Source organism: Streptomyces sp. NPDC049585 (assembly GCF_040675615.1).
Classification (GTDB): Bacteria; Actinomycetota; Actinomycetes; order Streptomycetales; family Streptomycetaceae; genus Streptomyces; species Streptomyces luteosporeus.
Genome location: NZ_JBFAPE010000013.1, coordinates 140,773 through 161,699, shown reverse-complemented (window position 1 = coordinate 161,699; position 20,927 = coordinate 140,773). Strand labels below are relative to the sequence as shown.

Sequence of the window (20,927 nt, the reverse complement as noted above, 5' to 3'; positions counted from 1 at the left end):
CAGACACATCCAGGACGTACAGGGTGGTGGGTGGACGGGGGGCGGGGAAGTGGTGGCGGAGGATAGGCGATTGGATGGCGTTATGGCCAACTGGCATCATCCGCACCATTGATAACTCGTCAGAAACTCAGGGGGAACACGAGTTCACCCGGTGAGCCCCTCCCGCCGTTCCCACCACGGCGGCAGCAGTGGGCTCTCGGCACGAATGGAGTCCCCCACATGAAACCCTCCACGATGGTGCTCTCCGCCGCGCTCGGCATCGGCCTCGCGGCGACGCTCACCGCCGTACCCGCCTCCGCCGCCACGGCGCCGCAGACGCTGGACGGGCAGCACCACTCGCGCTCGGCGTACGTCGGCTCGAAGGCCGAGGAGGCCAACAACAAGGCATTCTTCGAGGCCGTGATGAAGTCGGCGCAGGCCAAGCAGGCCGCCTCGCCGGGCCTGAAGACCGTCACCGTCACCTACGACGCCAGCAACGCGCCGAGCTTCGCGACGGAGATAGCCAACAGCGCCCGCATCTGGAACGGCTCGGTGCGCAACGTCCAACTGCGCGCCGGCAGCAACGCCGACTTCAGATACTACGAGGGCAACGACTCGCGCGGCTCGTACGCCAGCACCGACGGCCACGGCCGCGGGTACGTCTTCCTCGACTACCAGCAGAACGAGCAGTACGACTCCACGCGCGTGACCGCGCACGAGACCGGTCACGTGCTGGGGCTGCCGGACCACTACTCCGGTCCGTGCAGCGAGCTGATGTCCGGTGGCGGCCCCGGCCCCTCCTGCACCAACCCGTACCCGAACTCGGCCGAGCGCAGCCGCGTCAACCAGCTGTGGGCGAACGGCCTGAGCGCCTTCGCCAAGGACGGCAAGAACGGCGTCTTCACCACGGCCCGCTGAACCGTCGCGGAATGACGGTGGCCCGGTTCCGTACGGAACCGGGCCACCGGTGCGTCAGGGGCGAGGGGTCAGGACGACGCCTCCGCCTCCTGCGGGCGGCGCATCAGGAACGCCGCGCCCGCGCCGGCCGCGAACAGCGCCAGGGCGGAGACGGCCGTGCTCAGCCAGCTCGCGCCGAGCCACTGGCCGCCGAAGTAGCCGAGGCAGACGCTGTAGGCCGCCCATGTCAGGCCGGCCAGGGCCGACCAGGGCAGGAACTCGGCCACCCGGCGGTGCATCACGCCCGCGCCGATGCTGACCACCGAGCGGCCGGCGGGCGCGAAGCGGGCGACGACGACGAGCGGGCCGCCGCCGCGCAGCAGGGCCGTGCCCAGGCGGGCCTGGGCGGCGGTGAGCCGGCGGGAGCGGGCGATGGCGCGATCGAAGCGGTCGCCGCCGCGCCAGGCGACGCGGTAGGCCATCATGTCGCCGAGCACGGAGGCGGTGGCGGCGCACATCACGAGTGCGAAGACGTCGGGGAACCCCGAGTGCGCGTGCACGGCCGTCGCCTCGCCGACCGCGCCCGCGGCGGAGCCGGCGGCGGCGGTGGCCGCGGCGATCACCAGGACTCCGCTGGGCAGGACCGGCAGGAAGACGTCCAGGAGGACGGACACGGCGACGATCACGTATATCCACGGGGTGCCGGCCAAGGCCCCCAACTGCTCCAGCACGTCCTTCACTCCCGGTACGGTCCCCCGCCGCGACGTCGCAGGGGAGCGGCAGGGGCGGCCTTGACAACCGTACAGCGTACGCGGAGACGTGCCGGAAAGTGCGCTCGGGGTCGGTTTTGTCACGAGAGTCACGAGCGCCTCGCCTGTCACGGCAGTGGCGTCAGCCCCGCGAGCCCCGGCCGAAGAGGCGGTCCAGCGACAGCGCGCCCGGGCCGGTGAAGACCAGCAGCAGGAAGGCCCAGCAGAACATCGCCGAGGACTCGCCGCCGTTCTGGATCGGCCACAGGGCCACGCTCTGGTGCACGTCGAAGTACGCGTAGGCCATGGAGCCGGAGGCTATGAAGGCCGCGCTGCGGGTGCCGACGCCCAGCAGGACGAGCGCGCCGGCGACGAGCTGGATCACGGCCGCGTACCAGCCGGGCCAGGTGCCCGCCGGGATCGAGCCGCCGTGCGTGCCGACCGCGCCGCCCAGGACGCCGAAGAGGGAGGCGGCGCCGTGGCAGGCGAAGAGCAGGCCCACGACGATCCGGAACAGGGACAGGACGTAGGGCCGAGCGGCATCGACGCGCGCGGTCAGGGTGGCGGCGGGCATGGCGGAGCTCCTCGTGATCTTCGGGGACGGTGGAACGACGAGGGCTACAGGTTAGGGAGGCCTAACAGTACTTGCAAGTTCAAGTTTTTGATTTTTTCATTACGGACGGTGAAGAGCGGCCCCCCGTCAGGGGCCGCCCCACCTGCAGTGCCGTGCGATGACGCTCGTCGATCAGCAGCCGCCCAGGATGCCGGCGAGGGCGTTCTTCTCGGCGGCGTCGACGGTGAGCTTGTAGTCGTACTTCACCGACACCCACATGCGCGCGTACTCGCACTGGTAGGACTTCAGCGGCGGCAGCCACTGCGCCGGGTCCTTGTCGCCCTTCGCCTGGTTGACGCGGTCGGTGACCGCGATCAGCTGCGGACGCGAGAGGTCGTTGGCGAACGCCTGGCGCTGCGCGGTGGTCCACTTGTCGGCGCCCGAGCGCCACGCCTGGGCGAGCGGCACCACGTGGTCGATGTCGATGTCCTGGGCGTCGTGCCAGGTCGCGCCGTCGTACGGCGAGTACCAGGTGCCCGAGACGGCCGCGCACCGCTCGTCCTGCTCCACGTCCTTGCCGTCGCGCTGCAGCACGACCTCGCGGGTGTTGCACTGCCCGTGCTGGGTGATCCAGTGCGGGAACTTCGCCCGGCTGTAGCCGTCCATCGAGCCCTCCGGCTGGACGGTCAGCTTGGCCAGTTCGGCCCGGACGGTCGCGGCGTCCGGCGGGGTGGGCGGCGCGGCCTGCGCCGCCGGGCCGTTCAGGACGAGGGAGCCGACGAGGGCGGCGAGCCCCGCGGCGACCGCCGTACGACGCGCGTAGACGCTCTGCTTGCCGAGGGGGAGGCGCGGTCCGGGCATGGGAACTCCCTTGGGGATGGTGGGGGTACGGGCCGTCGAAGCGCGGCCAGGATCGCGGCGACGGGTGGCAGGGGGGTGGTCGCCAGATGACAGGATGGCGACGGGGTCATGTCAAAGCAAGGGTTTGCGGACGTGAGATGCAAGCGGAACGCAAACTTCAGGACGGCGGCGGCGAGCCGGCCTGACACGCCGCCAGCTCACCACCGGCACAAGGATGTTCGCCGCGCTTAGGGTGGCCGCGTGCTCGCCGCCGACACCCTGTTGCCCGCCAACACCACCCTCGGCGTGGTGCTCGCCGCCCTGCTGCTGGCGGCCGTCACCGTCGCGGCCCGCGCCCGCCTCGCCGACTCCCACGAACGCGGCTACGCCCGCGCCATCGCCCTCGCCGGCGTGCGCGCCGCCGTTCAGCTGGCCGTCGTCTCCCTCGCCATCGGCTGGGTCGTACGGGCCCTGCCGCTGCTCCTCGCCTTCCTCGCGCTCATGTTCGCCGTCGCCGTCCGCACCGCCGGGCGCCGCATCACCCACAACCGCACCTGGTGGTGGGCGGCCGCACCCATCGGCGCCGGCGTGCTGCCCGTCGTGGCCGTCCTGCTGCTGACCGGCCTCGTTCCCCTCAAGGGCGTCGCCCTCATCCCCATCACCGGCATCCTCATCGGCAACGCCCTCACCGCCACCGTGCTGGGCGGCCGGCGCGCCCTCGACGAGCTGCGCACCCGGCACGGCGAGGTCGAGGCCGGCCTCGCCCTCGGACTCCTGCCCCGCGAGGCCCGGCTGGAGATCGCCCGGCCCGCCGCCTCCGACGCCCTGCTGCCCGGCCTCGACCAGACCCGCACCGTGGGCCTCGTCACTCTCCCGGGCGCCTTCGTCGGCATGCTGCTGGGCGGCGCCTCACCGGTGCAGGCGGGCGTCGTGCAGCTGTTCGTGCTGGTCGCCCTCATGGCCGTGCAGGCCGTCGCCGTCACCGTCGTCCTGGAACTCGTCGCGTGCGGCATCCTCCACCGATCCCGTACGCTGGGAGCAGCAGAAGGGGAGTAGCTCTTCGCCGGACCGTCGACATACTGCCGAGCCTCAGCGCCCGGCCGGCGCCCGGAGCCGGTGCACCACGCGGTGCCACCGGTCAGCGAGACCTTCGGCCGCAGTGTCCACGACGCTGCCGTGCCGAAGCGACCCCTGGAGCGTTGCGGTGCGGCGGCCCGCCCGTACAGAGGAACCACCCCTGTGATCAGCATCACCGTCGCCGCGCTCGTCTTCGGCGTGATCTTCCTTGCCGAGCTGCCCGACAAGACCGCCCTGGCCGGCCTCATGCTCGGCACCCGCTACCGGGCCTCCTACGTCTTCGCCGGCGTCGCCGCCGCCTTCCTCGTCCACGTCGCCCTGGCCATCGCCGCCGGCAGCGTCCTGACCCTCCTGCCGCACCGCGCCGTCCAGGCCGTCGTCGGCCTGCTCTTCCTCGCCGGCGCGGCCATGCTGCTGCTGAAGAAGGACGACGAGGACGAGGAGACGCCCAAGCCCGCCGACCAGTCCTTCTGGAAGGTCTCCGGCGCCGGCTTCATGCTCATCCTCGTCGCCGAGTTCGGCGACCTCACCCAGATCATGACCGCCAACCTCGCCGCCCGCTACGACGACCCCCTCTCCGTCGGCCTCGGCGCCACCGCCGCCCTGTGGGCCGTCGCCGCCCTCGGCATCCTCGGCGGCCGCACCCTCATGCGCTACGTGCCGCTGCGGCTCGTCACCAAGGTCGCGGCCATGGTCATGCTCGCCCTCGCCGGCTTCAGCCTCTACGAGGCCGTCCTGGGCTGACGGGCCGGAAATGGGATGCCTGCCGGTTCACGGGCGTGTCACGCTCCGCCCGTGAACCGTGAACAGATCTCCGCGCTCGCCCACGCCGACCACCCCATCGCCGCCCCGCTCGACGACGACGCGGTACGCACCCTCCTGGAGCGCGCCGTACCGCGCGAGGACGCCCGCGTCCTCGACCTCGGCTGCGGCCGCGCCGAATGGCTCCTGCGCGCGCTGGCCGCATACCCGCACCTGCGCGCCGAAGGAGTCGACGTCTCCGCCCCCGCCCTGGCGGCCGCCCGTGCCGGCGCCGAACGCCTCGGCGTCCACGACCGGCTCGTCCTGCACGAGGCCGACGCCGGCGCCTTCACCGCCCCCCACGCCTTCGACCTCGTCCTGTGCGTCGGCTCCACCCACGCCTTCGGCGGCCCCACCGCCACCCTCGCCGCCGCCCGGCGCCACCTCGCGCCGGGCGGCCGCGTCCTCATAGGCGACGGCTTCTGGGAGCGCGAGCCCTCCGCCGAGGCGGTGGAGACGCTCGGCGACCTCGACGACCTCACCGGCCTCATGCAGCGCGTCACCACCGACGGATGGACCCCCGTCCACGGCCACATCAGCACCCGCCGCGAACTCGACGCCTACGAATGGGCCTGGACCGGAACCCTCTCCACCTGGGCCCTCGACCACCCCGACCACCCGGACAGCCCCCAGGCCCTGACAGCAGCCACCACCCACCGCAACGAATGGCTGAGCGCCTACCGGGACTCCTTCGGCTTCCTCACGCTGGTGCTGCGGCCCACGCCCGGCGCATGAGGCCGCCGCCGGCGGTGGTGGGCGCGCTCGGCACCGTCCGCTCCGGCAGCTCCAGGGCCAGGGCGAGGGCGCGGTAGTCCGCGAAGCGCTGCGTACCGCACTGGCGGCAGGACTCGATCCCCCCGACCAGCGTCCAGGCCCCCTGCGCGTGCGCACAACGCGCCCTCTTCACGGGCCGCCCGGGAAACGCCGCCCGTACGACCTTCGCCCGCCGCGCCCGCTTTTCCCGCCGCCTCACGAGTGCGCCGCCCTCAGGTGCAGCCCCATGGCGGTGGCCATGGCCTCGGCCGTCTTCTGGTCGCCCTGCCGGACGGCCGTGTAGCGGCGGGCCTTGATCTCCCTGCAGCGGTGGCAGGGCGGGGGCGGTTGGGCCCGGCCGGTTCCCTGTGAAGGTTTTGCGGCAGGCTGCATCGGACTGGTGTCATCACACACTTTGACTCCGCGACGGTAAAAGGTAGAAGAACACGGAGAAGGCGCCCTGAGCATTCATCTCTAGAGAAGCAACAGTGAAGCATTCTCTCTCTAGAGAAGTCAACCGGCTCGCAAACCAAAGGGGTTGGGGATACCCGTTCGGACCGGTGGGTGGGGCGCCCGTAGGCTGTTCAGGGAGGAGAGGTGATCACCCGATGGCCGAGCAGGGCTCTGTCCGCCGTACGAAGTACCAGAGGATCGCAACCGAACTGCGCGACGCGATCCAGGCGGGCGAATACGCCCCCGGTGACCGGTTGCCCGGCGAGAACGAGCTGATGGCCGCCTACAACGTGGCGCGGATGACGGCCCGGCAGGCGCTCGGCGTGCTGCAGAATGAGGGCATCACCGAGGCCCGGAAGGGTGCCGGCGTCTTCGTGCGGTCGTTCCATCCGCTGCGACGGCACGGCATTCAGCGGTTGAGCGGTGGCAACTGGGGCTCCGGGCAGTCCATCTGGTCCGCCGACCTGGGAGAACGTGCTCTCGTCGTCGACCGCGTGGAGGTCGCGGAGCGCACGGCTCCCGAACACGTCGCCACGGCGCTGGGACTGTCCCCGACAGCGACCGTCTGCGTCCGCAGCCGCCGATTCCTGCTGGACGGAAAACCGGTCCAGACGGCCGTCTCCTACCTGCCGTCCGAGCTCGTCGCCGGTTCTGCCGTGACCCGCGAGGACACGGGCCCCGGCGGGACCTACGCCCGCCTCGCGGAGCTCGGCTGCAAACCGGTCCGCTTCCGTGAAGAACTCCGCTCCCGCATGCCCTCCGCAGAGGAAGTCACCGAACTCGGCCTGTCCTCCGGCACCCCGGTCATCCAGATTTGCCGCACGGCTTTTGCGGAAGGAGGACGGGCTGTGGAGTTCAGCGAGATGACGCTGGATTCCGCGTCGTACGTCCTGGAGTACGAGTTCGATGCGTGAGACCGGGGGAACTCGCGGGATGGTTGCGGCGGCGCTTCACTCGGTCTCCCTCACCCCGGGGGTGTGCGGCTGGCAGGCTTGAGCCAGTCGGAGAGAGGGGCGCGCATGGACGCAGGGTTTGCGCTTACCTGACCGCTGTCGAGGTCACCTTCCTCGACGGCATCGGCGGCAAGGTCGCGGCGGGCGCCGCATTCGCATAGCAGCTCTCCGGGCGGGTGAATACGCTGGTCGTAGGGGTCGGCTTGTTCGATCCGAGGAGCCTGCCATGAGAAGAAAGACGCACGGCGCCTGGCGCGCGACGGGAGTCGTCACCGCACTTGTCACGGCCGTCGCGATGGCGTCCGTCGCTCCGGTTCAGGCGCAGTCCACCGCTCAGCTGTCCGCGTGGATCAGTGACGGCTGGGGCGGGGGGACCATCACCAGTCAGCCCGCCGGGATCAACTGCCACACGCAGGCGTGGGACCCGTACACGTCCCCCGACCCGGCGCCCACCCCGACCGGTAACTGCACCGCGACCTTCCCGGTCGGCACGACGGTCACCTTCACCGCCACGCCCGACCCGGGGTCGTACATCAACGACGGCCCGCGGCCGAATCCCGTGACCATACGGAGCGGCTACAACTACACCTGGGTGATGTTCTGTCCGAACGACGGTCTCTGCTCCGCGGGTTAGAGTCCTCGAACGACGCGGAGAGGAGCACTTTGACCCAGGTTTCCATCGAGGAGTACGCGGTGGCCGGCCGTGACGGCGGGCCGTACGCGATCACCACAGGGCCGGACGGTGCGCTGTGGTTCACGCTCGTCCACAGTGGCCGGATCGGCCGGCTGGTGCCCGGCGGGGAGGTGACGACGTATCAGCTCCAGGAGCCGTCCTGCCGGCCGACGGTCATCACCTCCGGGCCCGATGGGGCGGTGTGGTTCACCGAGTACCAGGCCCACCGGATCGGCCGGATCTCGGTGGACGACGGTGCGATCGAGGAGTTCGCGCTGCCCACCGCCGACTGTGCGCCGTTCGGTATCGCCTGCGGGCCGGACGGCGCGCTGTGGTTCACCGAGACCGCTGCCGACCGCATCGGCCGCATCACCCCCGACGGGCAGGTCACCGAGTTCCCGCTCCCGGTCAGCGGTGCGTTTCCCTCCGCGATCGCCGCCGGAGGCGACGGTGCGCTGTGGTTCACCTTGAACCAGGCCCATGCGATCGGCAGGATCACCACCGATGGCACGGTCTCCTTGCACCCGCTGCCGACCGAGGCCGCCGCGCCGGTGGGTATCGCCGCAGGCCAGGACGGCGGCTTGTGGTTCGTCGAAATCGCCGCCGGCCAGATCGGTCGCATCACCGCCGACGGCCGGATCACGGAGTATCCGCTGCCCGACCGCACCGCCCGGCCGCATGCCATCACCGCGGACGGGAACGGTGCGGCGTGGTTCACGGAGTGGGGCGGCAATCGCGTCGGCCGTATCGCGTCCGACGGTGCGATCGCGGTGTACGACCTGCCGACGCCCGGCAGCGAGCCGCACGGCATCGCGCTCGGGCCGGACGGCGCGCTGTGGGTGGCCCTGGAGAACGGCGCGCTTGCGCGCGTCGTTCCCGGGTGAGGGTGCCTGCTCAGGCGTCGAGGTGGGTTGCCAGGCGCTGGAGGAGGTCCATCAGTACGCCGTACTCGTCCGGCGTGAGGCACTCCATCATGCGGGCGCGTTCGGCTCCGATGCGTTCGGAGATGCGGCGGTGGGCGGCCCGTCCCGCCTCCGTCAGTTCGAACGTGTCGGTGTGCGTCGGGCGGGCCCAGCCGCGGGCGGTCAGGGCCTCGACGTACGGGCGCATCGTCGGTTCGGTGGCGGAGAGGAAGGCCGCCATCGTCTCGTCGACTCCGGCGACCGTGATCGGCTCGTAGGAGACCGTGTTGAGGACCTGCCAGCCGCGGCGGGTGAGGTTCTCGTCGGCGAGGAGGCGGGCGAAGCTCTCTTCGATGGAACGGTCGATGGATTTGAGCCAGTAGCCGAGCGGGCGGTGGATGCGGACGTCGGGCAGGGCAGTGTCCTGGGTGGTCATGAGGGTCCCCCTTATGCATGCGTTATGACAACAGTTGTAAGCTAGCATGCATGTCGAAGGGTGACCAGCAAGAAGAAGCCGTTGCCGCCGTCGAGCGGGCCATGGTGGCGATCCGCCGCAGTCAGACCCGCCGTTCGCTGGCCCGGCTGGCGTCCGCCGAGGGCGGGCGCCAGGTGGTGGATCCCACGTTGTTCGGGGTGCTGGACGCGGTGGAGGAGCGGGGCCGCTCCTGCACCGTCACGGACGTCGCCGCCGCGCTCGGCGTCGACCAGCCGCGGGCCAGCCGCCTGGTGCTGCGGGCCGTGGAGGACGGGCTGCTGACCCGGCACGCCGACCCCGCCGACCGCCGGCGCACGCTGCTCGAACTGACCGCATCGGGGAAGGAGCAGCTGCAGCGGGCGCACCGGGTGCGCCGGGCCGTCTTCGGCAAGGCGATGGCGGACTGGCCGGAATCCGACCGCAGTGAATTCGCCCGCCTCATCACGGCCTTCGTCGCCTCGTTCGGGCAAGTGATGGAGGGGGAGGGGAAGTAAGGGGGATGCCTTGACGGCTGTAACCCTCGGTAGCGGCAGTTGGCCGAGGCTGCGCACCTATTCCCGCGTGCCTATCGTGAAAGAAGGGGCAGCAGCGCGAGGAGTACGGCCATGACGTCGACGACATGGGACGAGACGCCCGTCACGTTCACGGGCGGCGGAGTCGAGATCCGCACGCAGCAGCTCGGTGGCGACATGAGCGTGCTGTACATGCGTGCGTCCGAGGGTGCCGATCTGAGCCCCCGGCTCAAGGGCCTGGAGGACGACATGTGCCAGTGCCCGCACTGGGGCTGCATCACCAAGGGGCGCATCGCCCTGCGGACCGCGCAGGGCGAGGAGACGTACGAGACGGGGCAGACGTTCTACTGGCCGCCGGGGCACTCGCCCCGGGCGGTCGAGGACAGCGAGTTCTTTGTCTTCTCCCCGGTGGAGGCCCTGGAGCGGACGATGAGCCACGTCACGGCCCAGGAGGCGGCGTGACATGACGTACGGGGCGGGGCCGCGGTAGCCGGACGGCGCCGCCGGTTGCCGTCGTGCGGGTGCGATTCGGCACGGGCGGGGTGCCGGCCCGCGGGGTGCGGGTGTTCCAGCGCGGCGCTTTCGGCTGCGGGTGCCTTGTGGCTTGTCGCGCAGTTCCCCGCGCCCCTGACGGGGCCCCGTGGTGGTCCGGCACTGCCCCGCGCCCCTGACGGGGCGCGTTAGGCCGCTGTGATGTGGAGCAGGATGCGGCCGGATTCTTCGTCCTGGTCCACCCGTACCGACGTCAGGTCGGCGACCGCGACGTCCGGGGCGTGGGCGGCGGCGCGGGGACCGATGCCGACGACGCGCATGCCGGCGGCCTTGGCGGCGGTGATGCCGGCTTCGGAGTCCTCGAAGGCGATGCAGTCCTCGGGGGCGAAGCCCAGTTCCGCGGCGCCCTTGAGGAAGCCCTCGGGGTCGGGCTTGCTGGCGCCGACGGATTCGGCGGTCACGCGCACCGGCGGCATGGGCAGGCCGGCGGCCGTCATGCGGGCCTCGGACAGGGCGCGGTCCGCGGAGGTGACGAGGGCGTGGGGGAGGTCGGCGAGGGCGGCCAGGAAGGCGGGGGCGCCGGGGACGGGGACGACGCCGTCGACGTCGGCGGTCTCGGCGGCCAGCATGCGCCGGTTGTCCTCGTGGTTGAGCTCCATGGGGCGCTCCGGCAGCAGGACGGCCATGGTGGCGTAGCCCTGGCGGCCGTGGACGACCTTCATGACCGCGTCGCCGTTCAGGTCGTGCTCGGCGGCCCAGCGGCGCCAGCAGCGCTCGACGACGGCGTCGGAGTTGACGATCGTGCCGTCCATGTCCAGCAGGAGCGCGCGGGCGGTGAGCGTGGCGCCTGCGGGGGTCTCGGCGGGGGCGTGGGCCGTCATCGGGGCCTCCAGGGGCCTGGCGGAGCGCGGGGGAAGGCGAGCGGGGTTGTAAGGGCAAGCCGGGTTTGAGGACCAGCGGGGTTTTGAGGACAAGCGGCTCCACCCGCCGGTCAGGGAGTGCGGGCGGAGCCACTTTGTTTCTCAAAGATACAAAACGGGCGCCCGCAGCGCCAACGGCCCTGGTCGGCCTAGCCCGGCGAGCCGTGGACGGCCATCCGGGCGACCATGGAAGCCGGCGAGTGGCGCCGGCCGAGTGACGCGGGCCGGCCGCATGCACCGCACCCCCGTTCGGGAGGAGCTGCCCATGGCCCAGGACACCCCGAGGCCCCCCGGGGCCGCCGCATCCCCGCCCGCGCCGGCGGCGGTGGGCGCGCCCGGTGAGGGACGGTCGCAGAGCACCGTGCGCGTGGCCATCGGCGCCCTGCTGCTGGGCATGCTGCTGGCGGCGCTCGACCAGACGATCGTCTCCACCGCCCTGCCGACGATCGTCAGCGATCTCGGGGGCCTGGAGCACCTGTCCTGGGTGGTCACCGCGTACCTGCTGGCCTCGACCGCGGCGACGCCCCTGTGGGGCAAGCTGGGCGACCAGTACGGGCGCAAGAAGCTCTTCCAGACCGCCATCGTGATCTTCCTGGCCGGCTCGGCCCTGTGCGGCATCGCCCAGAACATGCCCCAGCTCATCGCCTTCCGCGCGCTGCAGGGGCTGGGCGGCGGCGGCCTGATCGTGCTGTCGATGGCGATCGTCGGCGACATCGTCCCGCCCCGGGACCGCGGCCGCTACCAGGGCGTGTTCGGCGCGGTCTTCGGCTGCACGAGCGTGCTCGGCCCGCTGCTGGGCGGCCTGTTCGTCGACCACCTCAGCTGGCGCTGGGTGTTCTACATCAACCTCCCCGTCGGCGTCGTCGCCCTCGCCGTCATCGCCGCCGTCCTGCACATCCCCTCGGCCCGCCGCCCGCACCGCATCGACTACCTGGGCACCTTCCTGATCGCCGCGGTGGCGACCTGCCTGGTGCTGATGACCTCCCTGGGCGGTACGACGTACCCCTGGGCGTCCTGGCAGATCATCGGGCTGGGCGTGCTGGGCGTGGCGCTGCTGGTGCCGTTCGTGCGCGTCGAACGGCGCGCGGCCGAACCCGTACTGCCGCTGGGCCTGTTCCGCCTGCGCACGTTCACGCTGTGCTCGGTCATCGGCTTCGTCATCGGCTTCGCGATGTTCGGCTCGATGACGTACCTGCCGACGTTCCTGCAGGTCGTCCAGGGCGTCTCACCGACGATGTCGGGCGTGCACATGCTGCCGATGGTGGCCGGCATGCTCATCGCCTCCACCGGCTCCGGCCAGATCGTCAGCCGCACCGGCCGGTACAAGGTCTTCCCCATCGCCGGCACCGCCGTCACGGTCCTCGGCCTGCTCCTGCTGCACCAGCTCGACCCGGCCACCAGCACCGCCACCACGAGCCTGTACTTCTTCGTCTTCGGCTTCGGGCTCGGCCTGGTCATGCAGGTCCTCGTGCTGATCGTGCAGAACTCCGTCGCGTACGAGAACCTCGGCGTCGCCACCTCCGGCGCGACCTTCTTCCGCTCCATCGGCGCCTCGTTCGGCGTGTCCGTCTTCGGCACGATCTTCGCCAACAAACTCGGCCCGCGCATCGCCGCCGCCCTGGCCGGCGTCCCCCTGCCGCCCGGCCTGGGACCGGCCACCCTGCAGGCCGACCCGCACGCCCTGCGACGGCTGCCCGCCGACCGCCGCGGCGCCGTCCTCGCCGCCTACTCCCAGTCGATCACCGACGTCTTCCTCTACGCGGTGCCCCCCGCGCTCCTCGCCTTCGCCCTCGCCTGGCTGCTGCGCGAGGAACCCCTGCGCGCCAGCGTCACCGCCCCCGACGCCAGCGAGGTCGTCTCCAGCAACCCCGTCGAACGCTCCTCGCACGACGAGGTCGCCCGCGCCCTGTCCCTGCTGGGCAGCCGCGAGGGCCGGCGCCGCATCTACGAGAAGGTCACCGACCGCGCCGGGCTCGACCTGCGCCCCGCCGCCAGCTGGATGCTCCTGCGCATCCACCGCGACGGCCACGCCGAACCCCCGCTCCTCGCCGAACGCGCGGACATCCCCGTCCGCGTCGTCACCGAGGCCGCCCGCGAACTCGAGACCCGCGGGCTGGTCGCCCGCGAGGGGCCGGTGCTGCTCTTCACCGAGGCCGGCAAGCTGGAGGCCCAACTGCTCTTCCGGGCCCGGGAGGAGATGCTCGCCGAGCTGCTCGGCGACTGGTGGACGGCCAAGGACCGGCCCCACGACCTCCAGGCGCTCGTCCACGAACTCAGCGCCGAACTGTGCGGCTCGGACGCCGAACAGCCGCGCGACGGCGAGGCACGCGGCGCGAAGAGCGACCACCGCCGCTGAGCGGCGCTCAGCCGAGGTCCTTGCCGAGCCACACCTCCGCGTAAGGCCCCTCGCAGTACGGCGCGATCGCCACGTAGCCGTGCCGGGCGTACAGCGCCCGCGCCTCGGTCAGGTCCCGCCGCGTCTCCAGCACCATCCGCCCCGCACCCCACGCCCGCGCCGCGGCCTCCGCGGCCGCCAGCAGCGCCGGCGCCCCACCGAGCCCCCGGTGCCCGGGCCGTACGAACATCCGCGTCAACTCGGCCGTACGCGCGTCGAGCCGCCGCACCCCCACGCACCCGCCCGGCTCCCCTCCGCCGTCCCGGCCCACCAGCAGCACGCCCAGCGGCGGGGTGATGTCGTCGTCGGTCGTTTCGGCCAGATAGCCCGCGATCTCCTCCGGGGTGCACGGCCGCCCGTCCTCCCGCAGGTGCCAGCGATCGGCCACATCGGTCAGGTACTCGCGCAGCAGCGCGGCCGCCTCCGGGGAGCCGGCGGGTTGCGGGGCGATGGCCCACAGGGGGGCGGCGGCGCTCGTCATGCGGCGGATCGTTGCACGGCGGCTGCGAGGGGGCAGCTGCTTTTGGCGACCGATGCTCTCTTCGCTCGTTACCGATGCACCGCCATTACCGTGCGGAAAGGAGCTACGGGTGACAACCAAGGACATTCTCTCTTACGTCGTGCCGCTGATGGTGCCGATCGTCACGGCCGCAGTCGGAGGGGTCGGACTCGCGGTCAAGGACCACAAGAGACGAAGAAGCGTCGACCAACTGCACCGAGAACGTCTGGAGACCGCCCGGATGGAGGTGGAATTCCTCAGTGGCTGGTTGCAGATGCGACAGCAGTTGGCACCTTCGCCGGTGGCGGCGGCAAGGGTTCAGGACTGGTTGGAAAAGTGCTACACGGCAGCCGAAGCGACACCGCAGGAAGAGGCGAGGCCCATCACAGTGAAGCGGCTGCTGCTCTTGAGGCACCTGATGTCGCCCGCGGCGAGATTCGCCCGAGTGCTGTACTGGATCGCCTTGTTCGCCGTCAACCTCTATGGAGTGATGGGAGGCGCCGACGTCATCACAGGCGCCCAGGGACCGGACGCACTCACCCTCGGTGACACGGTCACCTTGGTCCTGGTGTTCGGCGCGATTGCCGTCATTTGCCGTGCCTGGTGCGTTTCCGCGGAGAAGCGGTGGCACCATGCCCGGGAAAACCCTCCGGCCACCCCTGAATCGAGCGGCCGGACAACGTGAGGGGCGACACGCGGGGACCGGCGGACCCGGGTGGGTCCGCCGGGGAACGGCATCAGGCGCTCTTCGGGCCCGCCTGCTGGACGACCTCGAAGCTCCACAGGGTCGAGCCGCTTGCCGCCGGGCGCTGCTGGGGGGCGCCCTCGCCGCCGCCCTGGTGGGCGGACTTCATCGGGCCCTCCATCCACGCCCGGAAGTCCTCCTCGCTGCGCCAGCGCGTGTAGACGAGGTACTGGTCGGTGCCCTCGACCGGGCGGAGAAGCTCGAACCACTCGAAGCCGTCGGAGTGCTCCACGGCGCCCGCGCGGGAGGCGAAGCGCTGTTCGAGGACCTCGCGCTGTTCGGCCGGGACGGTCAGGACGTTGATCTTCACGATGCTCATGGGGTCATCCTGCCGCAGGCCGCCTCAGCCGCGGCGGCCGCCGCCCAGATCGGCGAGGACGTCCGCCACCTGCGGCATGGTCAGGGGCGGGGCCGGCAGGGGGGTGGCGGGGGCCGTGCGCAGGGAGTCCAGGAGAAGGGCCAGGTGGCGGCGCCAGGAGCCGGGGGAGACGGCGTCGGCGGAGGGGACGCAGCTGCCGAGGGCGGCGAGGAGGAGCAGGAGGTCCTCGGCGACGACGTCCGGCCGCATCGTGCCCTGCTCCTGGGCCCGGCGGACCAGCTCGTTGACCGTCTCGTGGTTGTGCCGGCGCAGTGCGGCGAGGCTCTCGCCGGCCTCGATGGTCGTCGTCATCAGTTCGATCGCGCCGCGGTCGGCGGCCAGGCCCTGGAAGATGCGCTCCATGTAGGAGGTGAGGGCGGCCATGGCGTCCTCGCCGCGGCGGACCTGCTCGCCCATGGCCATGACCTGGGCGAGGGACTCGTGGAAGACCGCCTCGATGAGGGCCTCGCGGGTGGGGAAGCGCCGGTAGAGGGTGGCGTTGCCGACGCCGGCGCGGCGGGCGATCTCGTCCAGGGGGGCCTCCAGGCCCTGCTCGGCGAACAGTTCCCGGGCCGCGGCGAGCAGCAGCTCCCGGTTGCGCCGGGCGTCGGCCCGCAGCGGCGGGGCGCCTGCTCGCGTCGCGTCGTCCCCGGGTCCCGTCGTACGTCCGCTGGTGCTCATGACCGCACCCTAACGGCCCCGGGAGCGTTGGAATCAGGCGACCTGTGGGAGTTTTCGGAGGAGCGGCGGAGCAGTGGCGGATGCGCAGCGGAGGGCGGTCTCCCGGGTCGGCGTGGTCCTGGGGGCGCTGTGCCTGGTGGCCGGGCTGCCGTTCGTGCGCCGGGCCGTGGCCGTCCTGTTCCACGGGAAGGGGGCCCTTCACGGCGGCGACCACGTGATCGGTACCCCGTTCGCGGGGCTGGTCCTGGGGCCCCTGGAGGGGACGCCGGGCGCGCTGCTGCCGGCCGTCGCCGTGGCGCTGGTCGCGGCGCGGGCCGTGCCCGGCCCGGTGGGCCCGCGCCTGCGGCCGGTGCTCGCCCCGCTCGCCGTCGTCCTGACCGTCGCCTCGTTGCCCGTGCGGCACGGCTTCGTCCTCGGGCAGAGCGGCATCGTCCCGGTGCTGCTGGTCCTGCTGGGCTGCTGCCCGCCCCGCGGCCGGGTATCGGGCGTGCTCACCGGGCTCGCCGCCGCGCTGCAACCGGCGGCGCTGCTGTTCGCGCCCCTGCTGTGGCTGACCGGGCGCCGCCGCGCCGCCGTCGGCACCGGTGTCGTCTTCGCCGTCTGCACGGCGCTGGCCTGGGCGGCGCTGCCGGAGGCCTCGTGGACGTACTGGGTGCACGGGGCGCACCGCATCGCCGGCGCGGGACCGGGCGGGGCGGCCGCCGCGTCGCTGCACGCTCTGCTGCTGCGCGCCGGCCTGCGCGGGCCGGCGGAGCTGGGGCTGTACGGGCTGGTGGGCGCCGTCGTGGTCGTGGTGGCGCTGCGCCGGGCCGCCCGCTACGCCGGGGACGGGCAGGTGCTGCTGGCCACCGCCGTCACCGGCTGTGCGGCGCTGGTCGTCTCCCCGATCGCCTGGCCGCACCAGCAGCTGTGGATCCTGCTGGCCGCGGTGGGCCGCGTCGGCCGCAGGCGCGCCGACCGGCCGGCGTGGCCGGTGCTGGCGGTGCTCGTGACGACGCTGCCCAGCGTCGTCCTCGTCCCGCCGAATCCCGTCCTCGGGCCCGTCGGCCGGCATGCGCCGCTGCTCGCGGCGCTGGTCACGGCCTGCGTGGTGCCGTTCCTGTCGCGCTCCTGCGCCGAGTGGGACGCCCCCGCGCCCACTCCCGTCGCCGAGCCGCAGCGCGGCCGCTCGACGTGGGTGCCGCTGCTGCGCTTCTTCAAGCGCGCCCTCAACCGCCCGAACCTGCTGCTGGAGCTGATGCTGATACGGGTCGGCTACTGGGTCTACTCCTACATCCGTGCCCAGGCCCCCGACTCGCGCGGTACGGCGGAGTACCACGGGCGGCAGATCCTGCGGGTCGAGGAGTTCGTGCACCTGGACGTCGAGCACGCCTTCAACCACTTCGTGGCCGGGCGCGGCGGCCTCGCGGACGCCATGGACTACTACTACGGCACCTTCCACTTCCTGGTGCCGATGTGCCTGCTGGGCTACCTGTACTGGCGCCGCCCGGCCACCTACCGCTGGGCGCGTACGGCGCTGGCCCTCGCGACGCTGCTGGCGCTCGCCGGCTTCTGGCTCTACCCGCTGGCCCCGCCGCGGCTGATGCCGGGCCTGGGCTTCGTCGACACCGCCAACGGCCCGCAGGACTTGTCCAACCCCGACTTCGGGGCGCTGACCGACCTGTCCAACCAGTACGCGGCGATGCCGTCGCTGCACATCGGCTGGTCGCTGTGGTGCGGCGTGGTGATCGCGGTCGTGACGCGCAGGCGGTGGCTGCGCTGGGCCGGGATGCTCTACCCGCTGCTGACCTCGTCGGTGGTCGTCGGCACCGCCAACCACTACGTGCTGGACGCGGCGGGCGGTGCGCTCGTGGTGGCCTGCGGGTTCGCCCTCCAGTACGCGCTGACGGGCCCGGGGCGGCCGGCGCTCGCGGCGATCCCCGGGGCGCGCAGCGGGACGTGCGGGGTGGTGCGCGAACCGGAGGCGGCGAGGCCCCCGGCCCGGCTGCTCAGCCGACCGTGATCTGCGACGACGGGTCCGTGACGTCCGTGACGTCGTACTTCGCGTTGAAGACCGCCGTCGTGGCGGTCGTCGGGCAGCCGAAGCCGCCCTCGATCCTCACCGGGACCGCGGCGTCGGTGACGGTGATCTGCGAGGGCGCGCCGTTGGTGTACGTCGCCGGGATCACGGCGGGGGCGTCGGGGGAGGCCGTGACGGTGCAGTTGGCCAGGCCGCTGCTCTTGAGGACCATGCCGGCGGCGGGCGCGGTGAGCGAGGCCGTGTCGGGGGAGCCGTGCTGCATGGCGATGTCCCAGGTGCCGGTCGTGGTGATGGTGATGTCCACGCCGGGCAGGCTGGAGCTGCAGTCGGAGAAGGTGGGCGCGTTGGCCTTGCTGACGACCGGGCCGGCCGCATTGGTGTTGTCGGGGGCCGCGGGCACGTGGTTGGTGTCGTTGCCGGCGGTGGGCGCGGAGGTGGACGTCGTACAGGTCACGGTGAGCGAGCCGGCTCTGAGGGTGACCTCGCCGTTGAGGGTGGCGGCGAACGCGTGGCCGGCGGGCCGGACGGTGGTGGGACCGGCCTCGTCGGCGGCCGTGGCGCCGGCCGGGCCGCTGCCGGCCAGGGTCAGCGCGGCCGCGGCGAGCGCGGCACCGGCGGTCATGAGGGCGTGCGTACGTAACGGCATCAGGACTCCTTGGGGGAGGGAGAACGTTCCTGCGCGCCTCGTGCAACGGCCGGCACCGGCTGCCAGGCGAAGATCATGGCGCCGCCGACGTTGCCGAGGATCGTGCCGATGAGGAACCCGCCGAGGTTGGACATCACCAGCGTCGCCGTGGCGACCAGGACGGTGAGGATCCCGGCCAGGGCCCGGTACTGCGGGGCGAACCAGGCGGAGAGGCCCATCACGATCATGACCAGGCCCATGAGCACCCCGGGAACACCCGCGATGCCCTGCTCCAGCATGACCTTCAGCGGAGCCAGCGGAATGACGCAGATCTCGGCGCCCGCGAGGACGGCGGCCAGGCCGCCCCAGAACGGGCGGCCCTTGCGCCACAGCCGCCAGCGCCGCCGGAGGTCAGAAGCACTCATGCTTGCCGAGCTTGACGTCCATGCTCAGGCCGGAGAGCTTGAACTTCCCCGCGGTGGTCGCCCAGGCCACCTGTTGCACATTGTCGATCTTGATGGACTTCGCCTGCTGCCCGAAGGCGTCCTGCAGGCCCTGGGCCGAGGCGGGGCCCTTGTTGAGGGTCGAGGCGTCGCGGCCGATCTCGATGTCCTCGAAGGTGGCGTTGCCGCCCATGTGGGTGGCGTCGAGGAAGAGGTTCTCCGCCTCCACCGGGTTGCCGCCCTTGCCGGCGGTGAGGCTGAGGGAGATGTCGCCGATCACCGGCAGGCTGGTGACAACCGACTGGCACAGGTCGTGGATCGTGGCCTTCTTGATGGCGGTCACGGCGACCGGCAGCAGCTTGCCGCGCGCGTTCTTGTCGATGCCGCCGTACTGGGCGAAGCCCAGGCCCTCGATGCTGGACGCCCCGACCTTGAACTCCTGGCCCGAGACGGCGAACGACGCGGCCAGCGCCCCTTGCGAGAGCGCGACGGCCAGTGCGGCGGTGGCGGCGAAGCCCGGCACGGCCAGCACGGCGAACCTGCGCCACCTGACCCGGCCCGTCACCTGTCTTCCCTGAGCGTCCTTCATGCGGATGTCCCCTCGACGAGTGAGGTGAGTGGTGCATGGGGGAGCGGGCGCTGCGGTGCGCGACCTGGCGCGCAGACGCCGTCCCGGAAAGGTGTACCCGAGGGTAAGTGCACCGCATGTAGCTGACAAGGGTTCAGGTATGGACCGATGGCCGTGGCGCAAAAGGGAGTTGGGCGGCCGCCGCAGATCGAACGCTGCCCCGCGCCCCTGACGGGGCACTGCGCCGGCCCACGGCGCCCCGCAGTCGAACGCGCCACCCCGAGCCCAGGCGCAGCACGGCACCCTGCCTAGGGGGCGCGGTAGTGGACGCGCAGTTCCTTGATGCCGTTCAGCCAGGGCGATCTCAGGCGGCGCGGCGGCGCGGCCAGACGGATGCCGGGCAGGGTGTCGGCGATGGCGTCGAAGATCAGGCCGATCTCCAGCACCGCCAGCGAGCGCCCCAGGCAGAAGTGCGGGCCCCCGCCGCCGAAGCCGAGGTGGGGGTTGGGGTCGCGGGTGATGTCGAAGGCGCCCGGCGCCGTGAAGACCTCCGGGTCGTGGTTGGCGGAGGCGTAGAACAGGCCGACGCGCTGGCCCGGCCCGATCCGTACGCCGCCCAGCTCCGTCTCGCAGGTCGCCGTGCGCTGGAAGGAGACCACCGGCGTCGCCCAGCGCACGATCTCCTCGGCGGCGGTGACCGGGCGCTCGCTGCGGTAGAGCGCCCACTGTTCGGGGTGGGTCAGGAAGGCGTGCATGCCGTGGCTGATGGCGTTGCGGGTGGTCTCGTTGCCCGCGACGGCCAGCATCAGCACGAAGAAGCCGAACTCGTCGGAGGCGAGGTTGCCCTCGTCCTCCGCGGCCACCAGGGCGCTGACGATGTCCCGGCGCGGGCAGCGGGTGCGGTCGGCGGCCAGCGCCATGGCGTACGCGATGAGTTCGGCCGCCGAGCGGGTGCCGCTCTCCTCGCTCACCGCGAGCTCCGGGTCGTCGTAGGAGATCATGCGGTTGGTCCACTCGAAGATCCGGGACCGGTCGCCCTGGGGGATGCCGATGAGCTCGGCGATGGCCTGCAGGGGCAGTTCGCAGGCGATGTCGGTGACGAAGTCGCCGCTGCCGCGCTCGCCGGCGGCGGTCACGATGGCCCGGGCCCGCTCGCGCAGGGCGCCCTCCAGGGCGCGGATCGCCCGCGGGGTGAAGCCGCGCTGGACGATGCGGCGGACGCGGGTGTGTTCGGGCGGGTCCATGTTGAGCATCATCAGCTTCTGGGCGTCGATGCGCTCGGGCCTGATGCGCGGGTTGAAGCGGATGATGGCGGTGTTGCGGGAGGAGGAGAAGACCTCCGGCCGGGTGGAGGCCTCCTTGACGTCGGCATGCCGGGTCACCGCCCAGTACCCCGCGTCGCCGAAGCCCGAGACACCCGGCGGCTGGGCGATCCAGGCGACGGGCGCCGTACGCCGCAGCAGCGCGAACTCCGGCAGGGGCAGCCGCTGCCGGTACAGGTCGGGATCGGTGAGGTCGAAGCCGTCGGGCAGCGCGGGACAGGAGGACATGGCCACCACCGCCA

At 72.2% G+C, this 20,927-nt stretch carries 26 protein-coding genes; 12 read left to right on the top strand and 14 right to left on the bottom strand.

The window, feature by feature from the left end:
• The first annotated feature begins 219 nt into the window (after window positions 1-219).
• Window positions 220-897 carry a snapalysin gene (snpA, locus tag AB0K17_RS16465; protein WP_365965374.1) on the top strand — a complete coding sequence of 226 codons (678 nt, stop codon included), beginning with the start codon at window positions 220-222 and terminating at the stop codon, window positions 895-897.
• 68 nt (window positions 898-965) lie between these two features.
• Here snpA and AB0K17_RS16460 read toward each other — a convergent pair whose 3' ends face one another.
• From AB0K17_RS16460 to AB0K17_RS16450, 3 genes are all read right to left on the bottom strand, one after another.
• Window positions 966-1,607: a hypothetical protein gene (locus AB0K17_RS16460; RefSeq protein ID WP_365965556.1), complete on the bottom strand. Its 642-nt coding sequence runs from the start codon at window positions 1,605-1,607 to the stop codon at window positions 966-968.
• A gap of 160 nt (window positions 1,608-1,767) precedes the next feature.
• Window positions 1,768-2,184: a DoxX family protein gene (locus AB0K17_RS16455; RefSeq protein WP_365965557.1), complete on the bottom strand. Its 417-nt coding sequence runs from the start codon at window positions 2,182-2,184 to the stop codon at window positions 1,768-1,770.
• Window positions 2,185-2,370: 186 nt separating this feature from the next.
• Complete coding sequence (locus AB0K17_RS16450) at window positions 2,371-3,039, bottom strand: HNH endonuclease family protein (RefSeq protein ID WP_365965375.1); 669 nt, start codon at window positions 3,037-3,039, stop codon at window positions 2,371-2,373.
• A 240-nt stretch (window positions 3,040-3,279) separates the two neighbouring features.
• Between AB0K17_RS16450 and AB0K17_RS16445 the strand changes: the two genes are divergently transcribed.
• The 3 genes from AB0K17_RS16445 (at window position 3,280) to AB0K17_RS16435 (ending at window position 5,631) form a co-directional block, all read left to right on the top strand.
• Window positions 3,280-4,074, top strand: coding sequence for an ABC transporter permease (locus tag AB0K17_RS16445; protein WP_365965376.1), 795 nt, complete (start codon window positions 3,280-3,282; stop codon window positions 4,072-4,074).
• Window positions 4,075-4,257: 183 nt separating this feature from the next.
• Window positions 4,258-4,839, top strand: a complete 582-nt coding sequence (locus AB0K17_RS16440; RefSeq protein ID WP_365965377.1) for a TMEM165/GDT1 family protein — start codon at window positions 4,258-4,260, stop codon at window positions 4,837-4,839.
• Between the two features lie 51 nt (window positions 4,840-4,890).
• A complete protein-coding gene (locus AB0K17_RS16435; protein WP_365965378.1) occupies window positions 4,891-5,631 on the top strand; it encodes a class I SAM-dependent methyltransferase in 741 nt (246 codons plus the stop codon).
• On the opposite strand, the gene AB0K17_RS16430 is transcribed toward AB0K17_RS16435, so the two are convergent.
• Window positions 5,597-5,803 carry a DUF6255 family natural product biosynthesis protein gene (locus AB0K17_RS16430; RefSeq protein ID WP_365983306.1) on the bottom strand — a complete coding sequence of 69 codons (207 nt, stop codon included), beginning with the start codon at window positions 5,801-5,803 and terminating at the stop codon, window positions 5,597-5,599. The two genes, AB0K17_RS16435 and AB0K17_RS16430, sit on opposite strands and share 35 nt — an antisense overlap.
• Window positions 5,804-5,865: 62 nt before the next feature.
• Complete coding sequence (locus AB0K17_RS16425; protein ID WP_365965380.1) at window positions 5,866-6,042, bottom strand: hypothetical protein; 177 nt, start codon at window positions 6,040-6,042, stop codon at window positions 5,866-5,868.
• A gap of 215 nt (window positions 6,043-6,257) precedes the next feature.
• Here AB0K17_RS16425 and AB0K17_RS16420 point away from each other — a divergent pair, with 215 nt between their 5' ends.
• From AB0K17_RS16420 to AB0K17_RS16410, 3 genes are all read left to right on the top strand, one after another.
• Complete coding sequence (locus AB0K17_RS16420; RefSeq protein WP_365965381.1) at window positions 6,258-7,016, top strand: GntR family transcriptional regulator; 759 nt, start codon at window positions 6,258-6,260, stop codon at window positions 7,014-7,016.
• Window positions 7,017-7,281: 265 nt separating this feature from the next.
• Window positions 7,282-7,689 (top strand): hypothetical protein, encoded by a 408-nt coding sequence (locus AB0K17_RS16415; protein ID WP_365965382.1) that lies wholly within the window; start codon window positions 7,282-7,284, stop codon window positions 7,687-7,689.
• A 29-nt stretch (window positions 7,690-7,718) separates the two neighbouring features.
• The gene (locus AB0K17_RS16410; RefSeq protein ID WP_365965383.1) at window positions 7,719-8,612 is read left to right on the top strand and encodes a virginiamycin B lyase; all 894 of its coding nucleotides are present in this window, start codon (window positions 7,719-7,721) and stop codon (window positions 8,610-8,612) included.
• 10 nt (window positions 8,613-8,622) lie between these two features.
• Here the strand turns inward: AB0K17_RS16410 and AB0K17_RS16405 are convergent, their stop codons facing one another.
• Window positions 8,623-9,066, bottom strand: a complete 444-nt coding sequence (locus AB0K17_RS16405) for a hypothetical protein (protein WP_365983305.1) — start codon at window positions 9,064-9,066, stop codon at window positions 8,623-8,625.
• 50 nt (window positions 9,067-9,116) lie between these two features.
• Between AB0K17_RS16405 and AB0K17_RS16400 the strand changes: the two genes are divergently transcribed.
• Window positions 9,117-9,599 (top strand): MarR family transcriptional regulator, encoded by a 483-nt coding sequence (locus tag AB0K17_RS16400; RefSeq protein WP_365965384.1) that lies wholly within the window; start codon window positions 9,117-9,119, stop codon window positions 9,597-9,599.
• A 111-nt stretch (window positions 9,600-9,710) separates the two neighbouring features.
• Window positions 9,711-10,079: a hypothetical protein gene (locus AB0K17_RS16395; RefSeq protein WP_365965385.1), complete on the top strand. Its 369-nt coding sequence runs from the start codon at window positions 9,711-9,713 to the stop codon at window positions 10,077-10,079.
• A 218-nt stretch (window positions 10,080-10,297) separates the two neighbouring features.
• On the opposite strand, the gene AB0K17_RS16390 is transcribed toward AB0K17_RS16395, so the two are convergent.
• A complete protein-coding gene (locus AB0K17_RS16390; RefSeq protein ID WP_365965386.1) occupies window positions 10,298-10,990 on the bottom strand; it encodes an HAD-IA family hydrolase in 693 nt (230 codons plus the stop codon).
• A gap of 304 nt (window positions 10,991-11,294) precedes the next feature.
• Between AB0K17_RS16390 and AB0K17_RS16385 the strand changes: the two genes are divergently transcribed.
• Window positions 11,295-13,385: an MFS transporter gene (locus tag AB0K17_RS16385; RefSeq protein ID WP_365965387.1), complete on the top strand. Its 2,091-nt coding sequence runs from the start codon at window positions 11,295-11,297 to the stop codon at window positions 13,383-13,385.
• Window positions 13,386-13,392: 7 nt separating this feature from the next.
• Here the strand turns inward: AB0K17_RS16385 and AB0K17_RS16380 are convergent, their stop codons facing one another.
• On the bottom strand, window positions 13,393-13,905 hold the full coding sequence (locus tag AB0K17_RS16380) for a GNAT family N-acetyltransferase (RefSeq protein ID WP_365983304.1): 513 nt from the start codon (window positions 13,903-13,905) through the stop codon (window positions 13,393-13,395).
• A 109-nt stretch (window positions 13,906-14,014) separates the two neighbouring features.
• Here AB0K17_RS16380 and AB0K17_RS16375 point away from each other — a divergent pair, with 109 nt between their 5' ends.
• The gene (locus tag AB0K17_RS16375) at window positions 14,015-14,608 is read left to right on the top strand and encodes a hypothetical protein (RefSeq protein WP_365983303.1); all 594 of its coding nucleotides are present in this window, start codon (window positions 14,015-14,017) and stop codon (window positions 14,606-14,608) included.
• 52 nt (window positions 14,609-14,660) lie between these two features.
• Here the strand turns inward: AB0K17_RS16375 and AB0K17_RS16370 are convergent, their stop codons facing one another.
• Together AB0K17_RS16370 and AB0K17_RS16365 are read right to left on the bottom strand one after the other, a co-directional pair.
• The gene (locus AB0K17_RS16370; protein ID WP_365983302.1) at window positions 14,661-14,987 is read right to left on the bottom strand and encodes an antibiotic biosynthesis monooxygenase; all 327 of its coding nucleotides are present in this window, start codon (window positions 14,985-14,987) and stop codon (window positions 14,661-14,663) included.
• 24 nt (window positions 14,988-15,011) lie between these two features.
• Window positions 15,012-15,707 carry a helix-turn-helix domain-containing protein gene (locus tag AB0K17_RS16365; protein WP_365983301.1) on the bottom strand — a complete coding sequence of 232 codons (696 nt, stop codon included), beginning with the start codon at window positions 15,705-15,707 and terminating at the stop codon, window positions 15,012-15,014.
• 73 nt (window positions 15,708-15,780) lie between these two features.
• On the opposite strand from AB0K17_RS16365, the gene AB0K17_RS16360 reads away from it, so the two are divergent.
• On the top strand, window positions 15,781-17,709 hold the full coding sequence (locus AB0K17_RS16360) for a bifunctional glycosyltransferase 87/phosphatase PAP2 family protein (RefSeq protein WP_365983300.1): 1,929 nt from the start codon (window positions 15,781-15,783) through the stop codon (window positions 17,707-17,709).
• Here AB0K17_RS16360 and AB0K17_RS16355 read toward each other — a convergent pair.
• The 4 genes from AB0K17_RS16355 to AB0K17_RS16340 form a co-directional block, all read right to left on the bottom strand.
• Window positions 17,696-18,373 carry a hypothetical protein gene (locus AB0K17_RS16355; RefSeq protein ID WP_365965392.1) on the bottom strand — a complete coding sequence of 226 codons (678 nt, stop codon included), beginning with the start codon at window positions 18,371-18,373 and terminating at the stop codon, window positions 17,696-17,698. The genes AB0K17_RS16360 and AB0K17_RS16355 overlap by 14 nt on opposite strands.
• On the bottom strand, window positions 18,373-18,777 hold the full coding sequence (locus tag AB0K17_RS16350; RefSeq protein ID WP_365983299.1) for a DUF6114 domain-containing protein: 405 nt from the start codon (window positions 18,775-18,777) through the stop codon (window positions 18,373-18,375). The genes AB0K17_RS16355 and AB0K17_RS16350 overlap by 1 nt, the downstream gene beginning before the upstream one ends.
• Window positions 18,764-19,384 (bottom strand): DUF6230 family protein, encoded by a 621-nt coding sequence (locus AB0K17_RS16345; protein WP_365965394.1) that lies wholly within the window; start codon window positions 19,382-19,384, stop codon window positions 18,764-18,766. Before AB0K17_RS16345 ends, AB0K17_RS16350 begins: the two co-directional genes overlap by 14 nt.
• Before the next feature lie 287 nt (window positions 19,385-19,671).
• Window positions 19,672-20,913, bottom strand: a complete 1,242-nt coding sequence (locus tag AB0K17_RS16340; protein ID WP_365965395.1) for a cytochrome P450 — start codon at window positions 20,911-20,913, stop codon at window positions 19,672-19,674.
• Window positions 20,914-20,927: the final 14 nt, after the last annotated feature.